We start from the raw sequence: 13,671 nt of genomic DNA, 5'->3' as shown, positions 1-13,671 counted from the left end.
CACACCAAGGAACCCCTATGTCCAAGACTCAGTTGTTCGACCTCGACGGCAAAATCGCATTCGTCTCCGGCGCCAGCCGTGGCATCGGCGAAGCCATCGCCAAACTGCTGGCCCAGCAAGGCGCCCACGTGATCGTCTCGAGCCGCAAACTCGAAGGCTGCCAGCACGTGGCCGACGCGATCATCGCTGCCGGCGGCAAAGCTACCGCCGTGGCTTGCCACATTGGTGATATGGAGCAGATCAGCCAGGTCTTCGCCGGGATCAAGGAACAGTTCGGTCGCCTCGATATTCTGGTGAACAACGCTGCGACCAACCCGCAGTTCTGCAACGTGCTGGACACCGATCTGGGCGCGTTCCAGAAGACCGTCGACGTGAACATTCGCGGCTACTTCTTCATGTCGGTGGAAGCCGGCAAGCTGATGCGCGAGAACGGCGGCGGCAGCATCATCAACGTCGCGTCGATCAACGGTATTTCACCGGGGATCTTCCAGGGCATCTACTCGGTGACCAAGGCCGCCGTGATCAACATGACCAAGGTCTTCGCCAAGGAATGCGCGCAATTCGGCATCCGGTGCAACGCCCTGCTGCCGGGCCTGACCGACACCAAATTCGCCTCGGCGCTGGTGAAGAATGACGCGATCCTCAAGCAGGCGCTGACGCAGATTCCGCTCAAGCGCGTGGCCGATCCGAGTGAAATGGCCGGCGCAGTGTTGTACCTGGCCAGCGACGCGTCGAGCTACACCACCGGGGTTTCGCTGAATGTGGATGGCGGGTTCTTGTCCTGATTTCTCTGACAAATGATTAACCCGGTGGGAGCAGGCTTGCTCGCGAATGCGGAGTGTCAGGCGGCATTGCCTTGAATGACACACCGCATTCGCGAGCAAGTCCGCTCCCACACGGGTTAGCTGTCAGACAATGTCCCCCACAGCACTACTGCGTGACACACCGGGTGGTGGTGATATGTCGGGTGACCTGCTCGTCAACGTACATATTGCCCGACACCTGAGTGTCTTCCAGCGTCTGACAGGTACGCACTGGCGGTGGTGGAGGTGCAGCAGGAGGCGGTGGCGGAGGACTGGCGCAGCCGCTGGACAGCGCGACAGAAAAAGCCAGTGACAACGCCAGATACACGCGTTTCCCAGGATTATTCATAGGACGACCCGCGATGAATGGAAAAGCCACTTCCGCCGTCGCGCACAACTGCAGCGAATGACAGAAGACCTGATCACTCATTCTTTATAGCCGACCACCCTGTAAGCGCCAGTGAAATGGAGGGGGATAAGGGAATTGGCTGTCGATTTTGTGGGGATCAGACCTTATTGGAGGAGTACTTCAGCAAGAAATCTGTTCACTGGAAGGCCGCAATCGCTGGCAGGCCAGCTCCCACAGTTGGGAAGGGTGTGTTCAGTTGGAAATGGGTCGGCTGTCAGGCCGCCTTCGCGAGCAAGCCCGCTCCCACATTTGGACTGAGTGCATTCAGTTAGAATTCGGTCGACTGGCAGGCCGCCTTCGCGAGCAAGCCCGCTCCCACAGTTGGACTGAGTGCATTCAGTTAGAATTCGGTCGGCTGTCAGGCCGCCTTCGCGAGCAAGCCCGCTCCCACAGTTGGACTGAGTGCATTCAGTTAGAATTCGGTCGGCTGTCAGGCCGCCTTCGCTGGCAAGCCAGCTCCCACAGTTGGAATGGGTGTGTTCAGTTGGAAATGGGTCGGCTGTCAGGCCGCCTTCGCGAGCAAGCCCGCTCCCACAGTTGGAATGGGTGTGTTCAGTTAGAATTCGGTCGGCTCGTAGGCCGCCATCGCTGGCAAGCCAGCTCCCACAGTTGGAATGGGTGTGTTCAGTTGGAAATGGGTCGGCTGTCAGGCCGCCATCGCCAGCAGGCTGGCTCCTACAATTCAGAGACCGTGCCCCGCATGCGGCGAAGCCGCCCCACTCAACACAATGAGCGTTAGCTCGAGTACCGCTTTTGATCTGAGGGCCCGTCGGCAGGCTGAGTGGAGGGATTTATCCGGGGGTGGGAGCGCAGCGACCGTTTGGCGCAGCCAAACACAGCGAGAGGAGGTGCAGCGAAGCAAACCGTAGGCGCTGCCCCCGGATGAATCCCGCAGCGAAGGAACCCGAGCCTAAGCGAGGGCCGAACGTCAGGGTAAAGCCTTTTTGGTTACTTTTGAGGCGTTTGTCAAAAGTGACCCGCCGTAAGGGCGGAACCCTAATCAGCAACCCCCGCAGCAACGGATATACCCCCAAAAAAAACCTAAGCCATATCCGGATCCCGAGCAGCCCGCAAAGAGTTGCTCTCCAACTCATACCGCAACTCATCAATCAACGCCGCCACAGCCTCCGGCGTACGCAACAAGTTGAGCTTCAGCCCACTGATCACCAGATCCACCTGCCCGGTCTCCGGGTGATACAACTTCACCGTCAATGAATGATCACCATCCACCAGACACTCACACGCCAACGGCGAAAAACTCTGCTCCAGGCGGGAGCGCAACTGCGCAAGATTCATCATGGAGGCTGTTCCTTTAGCTGCTTCGAAGGGAGACGATCCCGAGCCGACAGGCTCGTATCGCACGCCACCAGACTAAGAACTGCCCCACCCCACCAAAACCTCCATTTGCACCGTATCAACTAGTGCATTTGCACCTACCGTTGCCCCTTCCCGTTCCATTCACCGGAAAACAGACCACGCTCCCGCGCCCAGACAATCGCCTCGCTGCGACTGTGCACATCAAGCTTGGAATACACGGTCGCCACATGATTGCGCACGGTGTTCGGCGCGAGTTTCAGGCGTGCGGCGATCTCCTTGTCAGCCAGCCCTTCGCAGATCAGTCCCAGTACGTCGCGCTCCCGCGCCGTCAGATCAGTAAACGACACGCTCGGCAGTTGCGGCGAGTTGACCTTCTTCACATTGGCCAGTTTTTCGATCAGCGTCCGGCTGAACCACGAAGCGTCTTTCATCACCTCTTCAATCGCCGCCACCAGCTCCAGCTCGGTGCGCTTGCGCTCGGTGATGTCCATCAGCACCAGCAGATAGCACGGCGTGTCCTGGATATTCACGGTGTCGGCCGATACCGCGCACTCCAGCAGATCCGCGTCCTTCTTGCGCACCCGCACATCGACCCGGTCCAATCGTCCACTTTTCGCCAGTGCGGTCAGCAGTCGGGCCCGGGCGCCATCGTCGTCAATGAAATTCAGCTGGGTCACGGTTTTGCCCACGACATCGTCGTTGGCGTAAGCCAGGGTGTCGAGAAACGCCTGATTGACATCGATCACCTGCTGCTCGTCGGCGGTGCAGATCAGAATCGGCACCGGAGTCAGGCGGAACGCCTTGGCAAAGCGCTCTTCACTCTGACGCAGCGCGACTTCGGCCTTGTGGCGCAGCTCCATGTCGACAAAGGAAAACAGCATGCAATCTTCATCATTGAGCACCAACGGTTGCCCGGCGACGATCACTTGCTTGCTGCCGCCCTCGGGCAGACGCAATTGAGCCTGCATCTGCGGAATGGTCGCCACGTCGCGCAAGCGCTGGATCGCCAGATCCCTTTGCTCGGCCTGCTCGAAAATATCGATTTCATAAGCCGAGGTGCCGATCACCTGGTCGCGGGTGTAACCGGTCATCTCCAGAAACCCCGGATTGACCTTGATGTAGCGCAAATCGCTGAGGCGGCAGATGACCGCCGGCGCCGGGTTGGCATTGAAGGTCTTTTCGAAGCGCTGCTCGGCGTTGGCCCAATCAGTGACGTCGCTCATGATCAGCACCAGTGACTCCGGCTGCCCTTCGCGGTCGGTCAGCACCATGCTGCGCACACTGTGCACCCAGACCCGTTCCGGGTCATCCACGGCATGCATCTCGATCAGTAGGTCGCTGAACACTTCACAGCGCGCGACGCGGCTGATCGGATAGTTCTCGGGCGGTAACAGGTGATTGTTGCGATAACGCAGAGTGAACCGCTTGGCGTACTCATCGGCATTAATGCCGAGCTCCCCGATCCGGCTGACACCGTGCATGGCCAGCGCCGCCTCATTGGCCCAGAGGATGCTCTGATCAAGCTCAAGCAGAATCACCCCGTCGGACAGCCCGGCGATGATCTGCTGCAACTGGCGACGGTTGGTTTCGGTGGTCAGGACTTCCTGGCTCATTGGATCTCCACAGGGAATTCGCGTGTGAAGATTACGACCGCGGGCGTTCGTGATCGTGCCGAGCAGTTCGACAACACCACAAAACCCTGCAGGATTCGCGACTTCAGGGATTGTCGACTAACGTTAACTCCTCATCGGATTGAGCCCCTGCCAGCTATACCGGGCTCTTGATCAAGGAGAGACTGATGACGTCGCGTCGCAACATCGAACAGACTTATCGCACCTGGTCCAGCCCGATTCTGCTGGAGCTGAAAAAGCGCGAACACCAAATGGCGCCGGTCGAGCGTCAGGCACTGGAGAATGTCCTGGTCGAACGACGGTTGCTGGATTTGGGCAACCCCAACGGCTCTGACCGACGCCAGGGCACTGCCGGCAAAAATGACCGGCCCGGTTGATCAAACCAGACGTTCCTACAGGTGAACACTAAAAGATCGCAGCCTGCGGCAGCTCCTACAAGTTGAACGCAATCCCACTGTAGGAGCTGCCGCAGGCTGCGATCTTTTGATATTCAAGCCGCGCGCTGCCCCGCTGCCACCATCGCCGAAGCCGCCAGCATCGCCCGCAACAACACCGCACACCCGGCCGCCAGATCGTCCGGCGCGGCATTCTCGATTTCGTTGTGGCTGATCCCGCCCTCGCACGGCACGAAGATCATCCCGGCCGGGCCGAGTTCAGCGAGGAAGATGGCGTCATGCCCGGCACCGCTGACGATGTCCATGTGCGACAGGCCCAGACCTTTTGCCGCGCCGCGTACCGCCTCGACGCAGCCCTTTTCGAAGTACAGCGGCGGAAAGTCGGCCGTCGGGGTCAGTTCATAGGTCAGGCCGTGTTCTTCGCAGGTGGCGTCGATGACCTGCTTCACCTCGGCGATCATCGAGTCCAGACGTTCTGGCTGCAGATGGCGGAAGTCGAGGGTCATGCGCACTTCGCCGGGGATGACGTTGCGCGAGCCGGGATAGGCTTGCAGGCAACCGACGGTGCCGCAGGCGTGGGGCTGATGACCGAGGGCCGCGCGGTTGACCGCACCGACGATTACCGAGGCGCCGACCAAGGCATCCTTGCGCAGGTGCATCGGCGTTGGCCCGGCGTGGGCTTCGACGCCGCGTAGCTTCAGATCGAACCACTTCTGCCCGAGGGCGCCGAGTACCACGCCGATGGTTTTCTGCTCGTCTTCGAGGATCGGGCCTTGTTCGATGTGTGCTTCGAAGTAGGCGCCGACTTGATGCCCGCTGACTTTGCGTGATCCGGCGTAACCAATGGCGTTGAGCGCTTCGCCCACGGTGATGCCCTCGGCGTCGACTTTAGCCAGAGTTTCTTCAAGGGTGAATTTCTCGGCGAACACCCCGGAGCCCATCATGCACGGGGCGAAGCGCGAGCCTTCTTCGTTGGTCCAGACCACCACTTCCAGCGGCGCTTCGGTTTCCACGCTGAGGTCATTGAGGGTACGCAGCACTTCGACGCCGGCGAGCACGCCGAAGCAGCCATCGAACTTGCCGCCGGTGGGCTGGGTGTCGATGTGACTGCCGGTCATCACCGGCGGCAGGTTCGGATTGCGTCCCGGGCGACGGGCGAAGATGTTGCCGACTTCATCCACCGTGACGCTGCACCCGGCGTCCTTGCACCACTGCACGAACAGGTCGCGGGCCTGACGGTCGAGTTCGGTCAGGGCCAGGCGACAGACCCCGCCCTTGACCGTGGCGCCGAGCTTGGCCAGCTCCATGAGCGAGGCCCAGAGCCGGTCGCGGTTGATGTGCTGATGGGTGGATTGCAGAACGTCTACGGCTGCGTTCATGTTGATCTCCTCAGGCAGTTTTTTATGAGTTTCTTCAGGCAGTTCTTGTGTGTATTTGAGGCCGTCTTCGCGAGCAAGCCCGCTCCCACATTTAGAATGCGTTCACCCTGTGGGAGCGGGCTTGCTCGCGAAAGCGCCCTCCGCTACACCGCCGATTTCACGACCGAAGGCTGCGCCCGCATCACGCACAACCCGTAATAAATCACCCCGCCCAGCGCCGAACCGGTAAACCAGCCATAGCTGTAAAACCAGCTGAACGCATCGCTGCCCAGCGACAGCAAGGTCAGCACCACCGGCACGCCAAACGCGGTAAACCCAGCCCAGTTCCATGCCGGATATACGTCGTCGCGGTACAGCCCGGCCAAGTCCAGTTGCTGTTTCTTGATCAGGAAATAGTCCACCACCATGATCCCGGCGATCGGCCCGAGCAGGCTCGAATAGCCGAGCAGCCAGTTGGAATACACGGTTTCCAGGCTGACATCGGAAACAATCAGCCCGAGTTTTTTCAGCAGCTCGTGAGCCATCAACGCCAGCCCGACCAAGCCAGTGAGCAACACCGCTTTGGTGCGATTGATCACCTTGGGCGCGATGTTCTGGAAGTCGTTGGTCGGCGAGACGATGTTCGCTGCGGTGTTGGTCGACAGGGTGGCGACGATGATCAGCGCCATGGCCACCGCGACCCACACCGGGCTCTGGATATGGCCGATCAGGCTCACCGGATCCGACACGGTCACGCCGACCAGTTTCACCGACGCGGCGGTCATCACCACCCCCAGCGCAGCGAACAGGAACATGGTCAGCGGCAGGCCGAAAATCTGCCCGAGTATCTGGTCCTTCTGGCTCTTGGCGTAGCGACTGAAGTCGGGAATGTTCAGCGACAGCGTGGCCCAGAAACCGACCATCGCCGTCAGCCCGGCGGCGAAGTAGCTGACCACGCTGGCGCCTTCAGGACGCTTGGGCGGAATCGCCAGCAACTCGGTCATCGACACATTGGGCATCGCCCACACCAGCAGACCGATGCCGACCGCTACCAGCAGCGGCGCCGACAGGGTTTCCAGCCACTTGATCGACTCGGCGCCACGGATCACTACCCACAGGTTCAGCGCCCAGAAGATCATGAAGCCGATCACCTCCCCCGTGCCGCCGAGGGATTTCCAGCCCTCGAACACCGAGCCGAGAAACAGGTGAATCGCCAGCCCGCCGAACATGGTCTGGATGCCGAACCAGCCGCACGCCACCAGCGCACGAATCAGGCACGGCACATTGGAACCGAGAATACCGAATGAAGAGCGCAGCAATACCGGAAACGGAATGCCGTACTTGGTGCCGGGAAAGGCGTTGAGCGTCAGGGGAATCAACACGATGATGTTGGCGAAAAGAATCGCCAGCAGCGCCTCACCAACGGTCAGGCCGAAGTACGCCGTCAGCACGCCGCCGAGGGTGTAAGTCGGCACGCAGATCGACATGCCGACCCACAGCGCGGTGATGTGCCATTTGTTCCAGGTTCGTTCGCGCACCTTGGTCGGTGCCATGTCGTGGTTGTAACGGGGACTGTCGAGGACGTCGCTGCCGGCTTCGAGTTCGAACAAGCCGTCGCGCTCGGTCATTTGCGATCTGATCTGTTGCATGGCCGCTCCACTGTTCTTCTGATTATTTTTTTGCTCATCAGGCGGCTGCACACCGGGGTGCGAGCCGGACGATGGCCGGAGGAACTGACAACTTTCGTGTACCGGCCATGGTGTCAGCGGCGGCATCAATAAACGTGCCGGGTGCCCCGCTTGACGGTAGGGCCGTGGTTCAAACACATTGCAACTTTCTGATATTGCTCGGTTTTAATTATTCACCGAAAGAGTCCGCGAAAACTTGTCTGCACGCTCAGGCCAAACGTTTGCCAAGTTGTTCGAACTGTCAGGACTCAATCTGGTGCACTGCACTTTTTTTCATCACGGGCGCTCAACCGCAGCTCAACTTCAAGCGGCTGATTTCACATAGGAAATCTTGCTCATATTTCCATCCTGTCAAGTGCGTCAAAATGGTGAACAGCCTCACCATTTTGGTGATTTAGGTTTTTTATCGTTATTTTTCATACAGTTAAAACTGTCATAAGCTTATAAAAAATAATCTTGATCAATTGCAAAACTGCGACTAGTTTCTATTCCTGACAGCGCTGACAGGAATACGCCGATCAGCGTTGTACATCAATAAAACATTTAGAACCGGCACAAGTCGGTCATGCCTGCGAGGAACTCGGAATGTCTCTGTTGATCCGTGGCGCCACCGTTGTTACCCATGATGAAAGTTATCGCGCCGACGTCTATTGCGCCGACGGCGTGATCAAAGCCATTGGTCAGAACCTGGATGTTCCCGCCGGTGCCGAAGTGCTCGACGGCAGCGGCCAATACCTGATGCCCGGCGGCATCGATCCACACACCCACATGCAACTGCCCTTCATGGGCACCGTGGCCAGTGAAGATTTCTACAGCGGCACTGCCGCAGGTCTGGCCGGCGGCACCACGTCGATCATCGATTTCGTGATTCCCAATCCGCAGCAGTCACTGATGGAAGCGTTTCACCAGTGGCGCGGCTGGGCGGAAAAATCCGCGTCGGACTATGGCTTCCACGTCGCGATCACCTGGTGGAGCGAACAGGTGCGTGAGGAAATGGCCGAGCTGGTCAGCCATCACGGGATCAACAGCTTCAAGCATTTCATGGCCTACAAGAACGCGATCATGGCCGCCGACGACACGCTGGTGGCCAGTTTCGAACGCTGCCTGGAACTCGGCGCCGTGCCCACCGTGCACGCGGAAAACGGCGAACTGGTTTATCACCTGCAACGCAAGTTGATGGCCCAGGGCATCACCGGGCCGGAGGCGCATCCGCTGTCGCGGCCCTCGCAGGTGGAAGGCGAAGCGGCGAGCCGGGCGATCCGTATCGCTGAAACCATCGGCACGCCGTTGTACCTGGTGCACGTTTCGACCAAGGAAGCCCTCGACGAAATCACCTATGCGCGCAGCAAAGGCCAACCGGTGTATGGCGAAGTCCTCGCCGGGCATTTGCTGCTCGACGACAGCGTCTATCAACACCCGGACTGGCAGACCGCTGCCGGTTACGTGATGAGCCCGCCGTTCCGTCCGCGCGGTCATCAAGAGGCGCTGTGGCATGGCCTGCAAAGCGGCAATCTGCACACCACCGCCACCGACCACTGCTGCTTCTGCGCCGAGCAAAAAGCCGCCGGGCGCGATGACTTCAGCAAGATCCCCAACGGCACCGCCGGCATTGAAGATCGCATGGCGGTGTTGTGGGATGAAGGCGTCAACAGTGGTCGTTTGTCGATGCAGGATTTCGTCGCCCTCACCTCCACCAACACCGCGAAAATCTTCAACCTCTACCCGCGCAAAGGCGCGATCCGCGTCGGCGCCGATGCCGATCTGGTGCTGTGGGATCCGCAAGGCACCCGCACCATTTCCGCCAAGACCCACCATCAGCAGGTGGACTTCAACATCTTCGAAGGCAAGACCGTGCGCGGCGTGCCGAGCCATACCGTCAGCCAGGGCAAAGTGGTCTGGGCCGACGGCGACCTGCGCGCCGAGCGTGGGGCCGGGCGCTATGTCGAACGACCGGCGTATCCGGCGGTGTTTGATTTGCTGAGCAAGCGGGCTGAGCAACATCGCCCGACTGCCGTTAAGCGCTAAAGCGAGGCCTTCGGCCTCATCGCGAGCAGGCTCACTCCTACAGGTGTACGCATTCCAATTGTAGGAGTGAGCCTGCTCGCGATAGCGCCAGTTCAGACAACAAAAAAAACCACTGCCCATCAGAGGCAGAGAACCTCAATAACCGTGAGGCAAAAAACCGTGATCGAGACCCTGAACCATCTCCCGCACCCGCACGAAAGCGCGGCCGCCCTCGCCGGCCATTTCACTGATCTGGCGCCACCGCTCAACGCCCGGCAGGCGCATCTGGAAGCGTCGCGCTGCCTGTATTGCTACGACGCGCCATGCGTCAACGCATGCCCGAGCGAGATCGATATTCCGTCGTTCATCCGCAACATCCATCAGGACAACGTGCCCGGTGCGGCGCAGAAAATTCTTTCGGCGAACATCCTCGGCGGCAGTTGCGCCCGGGTCTGTCCGACGGAAATTCTTTGTCAGCAAGCCTGCGTGCGCAACAACGCCCAGGAATGCGCGCCGGTACTGATCGGCCTGCTGCAACGCTACGCCGTGGACAACGCACACTTCACCGAGCACCCGTTTCAGCGCGCCGCCACCACCGGCAAGCGCATCGCCGTGGTCGGCGCCGGGCCAGCAGGTTTGTCCTGCGCTCACCGCAGCGCGATGCACGGGCATGACGTGGTGATTTTCGAAGCACGGGAGAAGGCTGGCGGCCTCAATGAATACGGGATCGCCAAGTACAAACTGGTCGACGACTACGCGCAGAAGGAGCTGGATTTCCTTCTGCAGATCGGCGGCATCGAAATCCGTCATGGGCAGAAACTCGGCGAGAATCTGACCCTCAGCGAGCTGCATCAGCAGTTCGACGCGGTGTTCCTCGGCCTCGGCCTCAACGCCAGCAAACAGCTCGGCCTGCCGCACGAAGACGCCCCTGGCCTGCTCGCCGCCACCGACTACATCCGCGAACTGCGCCAGGCCGATGACCTGACGCAACTGCCACTGGCCGAACGCTGCATCGTCCTCGGCGCCGGCAACACCGCGATCGACATGGCCGTGCAAATGGCCCGCCTCGGAGCGCGTGACGTGAATCTGGTGTATCGCCGGGGTGCGGCGGACATGGGCGCCACCGGTCACGAACAAGACATCGCCAAAGCCAGTCAGGTGCGTCTGTTGACCTGGGCGCAACCGGAGGAAGTGCTGCTCGACGCGCAAGGCAAGGTGCGCGGCATGCGTTTCGCCCGCACGCAACTGGTCGACGGTCGTCTGCAAACCACTGGGGAGACCTTCGAACTGGCCGCCGACGCGATCTTCAAAGCCATCGGCCAGGCCTTCGACAGCAGCGCCCTCGCCGACCCGCTGGCCCGTGAACTCAAGCGTCAGGGCGAACGGATTCAGGTCGATGACAACCTGCGCACCAGCATTCCCGGCGTGTATGCCGGCGGCGACTGCACCAGCCTCGATCAGGACCTCACCGTGCAAGCGGTACAGCACGGCAAACTCGCCGCCGAGGCGATCAACGCGCAACTGATGCTCAACGTGGAGGCTGCATAAATGGCCGATCTCTCGATAGTCTTCGCCGGCATCAAAGCGCCCAATCCCTTCTGGCTGGCCTCCGCGCCACCGACCGACAAGGCCTACAACGTGGTTCGCGCCTTCGAGGCCGGCTGGGGTGGCGTGGTCTGGAAAACCCTCGGCGAGGACCCGGCAGCGGTCAACGTCTCGTCGCGCTACTCGGCACACTACGGCAACAACCGTGAAGTGCTGGGCATCAACAACATCGAACTGATCACCGACCGCTCGCTGGAGATCAACCTGCGCGAGATCACTCAGGTCAAGAAGGATTGGCCGGATCGTGCGCTGATCGTCTCGCTGATGGTGCCGTGCGTCGAGGAGTCGTGGAAACACATCCTGCCGCTGGTGGAAGCCACCGGTGCCGACGGCATCGAGCTGAATTTCGGTTGCCCGCACGGCATGCCCGAGCGCGGCATGGGCGCAGCGGTGGGTCAGGTGCCGGAGTACGTCGAGCAGGTGACGCGCTGGTGCAAGACCTATTGCTCGCTACCGGTGATCGTCAAACTGACACCGAACATCACCGACATCCGTGTCGCCGCCCGCGCTGCGCATCGCGGGGGCGCCGATGCGGTGTCGCTGATCAACACCATCAACTCGATCACCAGCGTCGACCTGGAACACATGGTCGCCCTGCCCACCGTCGGCAGCAAAAGCACCCACGGCGGTTACTGTGGCTCGGCCGTCAAACCGATCGCGCTGAACATGGTCGCCGAGATCGCCCGTGATTCGCAGACTCAAGGCCTGCCGATCTGCGGCATTGGTGGCATCGGCAGTTGGCGTGACGCGGCGGAGTTCATGGCGCTGGGCAGCGGCGCGGTGCAGGTTTGCACGGCGGCGATGCTCCACGGGTTCCGGATTGTCGAGGAGATGAAGGACGGGCTGTCGCGCTGGATGGACAGTCAGGGCTACGCCAACATCGCCGAGTTTTCCGGGCGCGCAGTGGGCAATACCACCGACTGGAAGTACCTCGACATCAACTATCAGGTCATCGCCAGGATCGACCAGGACGCGTGCATCGGTTGCGGGCGTTGCCACATTGCTTGCGAAGACACTTCACACCAGGCGATCAGCAGCCTGAAACAGGCTGACGGCACACACAAATATGAAGTGATCGATGAGGAGTGTGTGGGGTGCAACTTGTGCCAGATCACTTGTCCGGTGGCGGACTGTATCGAGATGGTGCCGATGGAAACCGGCAAGCCGTTTCTGGACTGGAATCATGATCCGCGCAATCCGTACCATGTCTCAGCTTAGGGCAGGTAGCGTCTGAACTCACGCCTTCGCGAGCAAGCCCGCTCCCACATCTGGAATGCATTTCAAAACTGTGGGAGCGAGCTTGCTCGCGAAGAGGCCAGCCGCTTCAACTCATATATCAGGGCTCCAACCCGATCCCGCGCAAGATCACACTGGTCACCGTCTGCACCGCCCGCTCGAACTGCATGTCCGACAGCGGCTGATGCTCGTTCAGAATATTCACCTGATGATCGAAGTCGGCGTAATGCTGGGTCGAGGCCCAGATCATGTACAGCAGGCTCGACGGCTCCACCGGCAGAATCCGCTTGTCCTCGACCCATTGGCGGATCTTCGCTTCCTTCATTTTCGCCCAGTCATACAGGCTCAGATCCAGCGCCTCACCTAATGTTGGCGCGCCGTGGATGATCTCGTTGGCCCAGACTTTCGAACCATAAGGCCGGCTGCGCGAGTGGTTCATCTTGGCGCGGATGTAGCTGCTCAGCACCACGCGCGGGTCATCGAACATCTCGAAGCACAGTGCATCCTGCTTCCACACTTCCAGCAGGTCGAACAGCACCGCGCTGTACAGTTCGCTCTTGGTCGAGAAGTAGTAATGCAGGTTGGATCGCGGCAGTTGCACTTCGGCCGCGATGTCGGCCATGGCGGTGCCGCCGAAGCCTTTTTCGGCGAAGACTTTTTCCGCCGCGAGCAGGATTTTCTCGACGTTACTGCGACGGATCTCGATCTTGTGATTGCCCATGAGGGCTCCCTGACAACGACGTTGCTGAAGACTAGCATCCGCTCTGGCCTCGGGGCGACCGCTGCAAACAAAACTTCGTACGAAGGTCTGCGCATGGCTAAACTGGCGCTTCTTTGTCCTGCCTCAGAGGTATCCGCGATGCTGTTCAAGAACGTCCTGACCACCACTGCCCTGCTCGCTTCGCTGTTCGCCGCATCTTCGGTTTTCGCCCACGCCCACTTGAAAAGCCAGACCCCGGCCGCCGACAGCACCGTCGCCGCTCCGGCCGATCTGCGCCTGACCTTTTCTGAAGGCGTCGAAGCCAGTTTCACCAAAGTCAGCCTGACCCACGATGGCGCCCCGGTCGCGATCAAACCGCTGACCACCGAAGGCGACAAGAAAACCCTGATCGTCACCCCCGCCACACCACTCGCCGCCGGTGAATACAAAGTCGAATGGCACGCGGTGTCGGTCGACACGCACAAAAGCGAAGGCGCCTACCAGTTCAGGGTTGGCCAGTAATTC

11 protein-coding genes are annotated in these 13,671 nt (G+C 60.3%); 6 read left to right on the top strand and 5 right to left on the bottom strand.

Annotated elements, in window-relative coordinates; all coding sequences use genetic code 11:
• Window positions 1–17: 17 nt before the first annotated feature.
• Window positions 18–785, top strand: coding sequence for an SDR family oxidoreductase (locus AC1RBR_RS11305; protein ID WP_492564383.1), 768 nt, complete (start codon window positions 18–20; stop codon window positions 783–785).
• Window positions 786–2,253: 1,468 nt separating this feature from the next.
• Here the strand turns inward: AC1RBR_RS11305 and AC1RBR_RS11300 are convergent.
• Both AC1RBR_RS11300 and AC1RBR_RS11295 read right to left on the bottom strand, forming a co-directional pair.
• Window positions 2,254–2,511 carry a DUF1652 domain-containing protein gene (locus AC1RBR_RS11300; RefSeq protein WP_492564381.1) on the bottom strand — a complete coding sequence of 86 codons (258 nt, stop codon included), beginning with the start codon at window positions 2,509–2,511 and terminating at the stop codon, window positions 2,254–2,256.
• Between the two features lie 134 nt (window positions 2,512–2,645).
• The gene (locus tag AC1RBR_RS11295) at window positions 2,646–4,142 is read right to left on the bottom strand and encodes a helix-turn-helix transcriptional regulator (RefSeq protein ID WP_492564379.1); all 1,497 of its coding nucleotides are present in this window, start codon (window positions 4,140–4,142) and stop codon (window positions 2,646–2,648) included.
• Window positions 4,143–4,327: 185 nt separating this feature from the next.
• On the opposite strand from AC1RBR_RS11295, the gene AC1RBR_RS11290 reads away from it, so the two are divergent.
• Window positions 4,328–4,537: a hypothetical protein gene (locus tag AC1RBR_RS11290; protein ID WP_095139658.1), complete on the top strand. Its 210-nt coding sequence runs from the start codon at window positions 4,328–4,330 to the stop codon at window positions 4,535–4,537.
• Between the two features lie 113 nt (window positions 4,538–4,650).
• Here AC1RBR_RS11290 and AC1RBR_RS11285 read toward each other — a convergent pair whose 3' ends face one another.
• Both AC1RBR_RS11285 and AC1RBR_RS11280 read right to left on the bottom strand, forming a co-directional pair.
• Complete coding sequence (locus AC1RBR_RS11285; protein WP_492564377.1) at window positions 4,651–5,934, bottom strand: Zn-dependent hydrolase; 1,284 nt, start codon at window positions 5,932–5,934, stop codon at window positions 4,651–4,653.
• A gap of 143 nt (window positions 5,935–6,077) precedes the next feature.
• Window positions 6,078–7,562, bottom strand: a complete 1,485-nt coding sequence (locus AC1RBR_RS11280; protein WP_492564375.1) for an NCS1 family nucleobase:cation symporter-1 — start codon at window positions 7,560–7,562, stop codon at window positions 6,078–6,080.
• A gap of 624 nt (window positions 7,563–8,186) precedes the next feature.
• Here AC1RBR_RS11280 and hydA point away from each other — a divergent pair.
• From hydA to preA, 3 genes are all read left to right on the top strand, one after another.
• Entirely contained in the window at window positions 8,187–9,626 is a 1,440-nt protein-coding gene (gene hydA, locus AC1RBR_RS11275) for a dihydropyrimidinase (RefSeq protein ID WP_115987420.1), read from the top strand.
• 159 nt (window positions 9,627–9,785) lie between these two features.
• Window positions 9,786–11,153: an NAD(P)-dependent oxidoreductase gene (locus AC1RBR_RS11270; protein WP_492564373.1), complete on the top strand. Its 1,368-nt coding sequence runs from the start codon at window positions 9,786–9,788 to the stop codon at window positions 11,151–11,153.
• On the top strand, window positions 11,154–12,428 hold the full coding sequence (gene preA / locus AC1RBR_RS11265) for an NAD-dependent dihydropyrimidine dehydrogenase subunit PreA (RefSeq protein WP_492564371.1): 1,275 nt from the start codon (window positions 11,154–11,156) through the stop codon (window positions 12,426–12,428).
• A 118-nt stretch (window positions 12,429–12,546) separates the two neighbouring features.
• On the opposite strand, the gene AC1RBR_RS11260 is transcribed toward preA, so the two are convergent.
• Window positions 12,547–13,167 carry a TetR/AcrR family transcriptional regulator gene (locus AC1RBR_RS11260; protein WP_027613201.1) on the bottom strand — a complete coding sequence of 207 codons (621 nt, stop codon included), beginning with the start codon at window positions 13,165–13,167 and terminating at the stop codon, window positions 12,547–12,549.
• A gap of 138 nt (window positions 13,168–13,305) precedes the next feature.
• Here AC1RBR_RS11260 and copC point away from each other — a divergent pair, with 138 nt between their 5' ends.
• A complete protein-coding gene (copC, locus tag AC1RBR_RS11255; RefSeq protein WP_492564369.1) occupies window positions 13,306–13,668 on the top strand; it encodes a copper homeostasis periplasmic binding protein CopC in 363 nt (120 codons plus the stop codon).
• Window positions 13,669–13,671 lie beyond the last annotated feature (3 nt).

The sequence above is a fragment of the Pseudomonas sp. GW823-FHT01D03 genome, assembly GCF_058798255.1.
This window is presented reverse-complemented; position numbering and strand designations above follow the sequence as displayed.

Excerpts from the sequence above, each read along its gene's own strand:
- hydA (WP_115987420.1), top strand. The coding sequence starts at position 8,187 with ATGTCTCTGTTGATCCGTGGCGCCACCGTTGTTACCCATGATGAAAGT.
- AC1RBR_RS11300 (WP_492564381.1), bottom strand. The coding sequence starts at position 2,511 with ATGATGAATCTTGCGCAGTTGCGCTCCCGCCTGGAGCAGAGTTTTTCG.
- copC (WP_492564369.1), top strand. The coding sequence starts at position 13,306 with ATGCTGTTCAAGAACGTCCTGACCACCACTGCCCTGCTCGCTTCGCTG.
- AC1RBR_RS11290 (WP_095139658.1), top strand. The coding sequence starts at position 4,328 with ATGACGTCGCGTCGCAACATCGAACAGACTTATCGCACCTGGTCCAGC.
- AC1RBR_RS11280 (WP_492564375.1), bottom strand. The coding sequence starts at position 7,562 with ATGCAACAGATCAGATCGCAAATGACCGAGCGCGACGGCTTGTTCGAA.
- AC1RBR_RS11295 (WP_492564379.1), bottom strand. The coding sequence starts at position 4,142 with ATGAGCCAGGAAGTCCTGACCACCGAAACCAACCGTCGCCAGTTGCAG.
- AC1RBR_RS11285 (WP_492564377.1), bottom strand. The coding sequence starts at position 5,934 with ATGAACGCAGCCGTAGACGTTCTGCAATCCACCCATCAGCACATCAAC.
- AC1RBR_RS11260 (WP_027613201.1), bottom strand. The coding sequence starts at position 13,167 with ATGGGCAATCACAAGATCGAGATCCGTCGCAGTAACGTCGAGAAAATC.
- preA (WP_492564371.1), top strand. The coding sequence starts at position 11,154 with ATGGCCGATCTCTCGATAGTCTTCGCCGGCATCAAAGCGCCCAATCCC.
- AC1RBR_RS11305 (WP_492564383.1), top strand. The coding sequence starts at position 18 with ATGTCCAAGACTCAGTTGTTCGACCTCGACGGCAAAATCGCATTCGTC.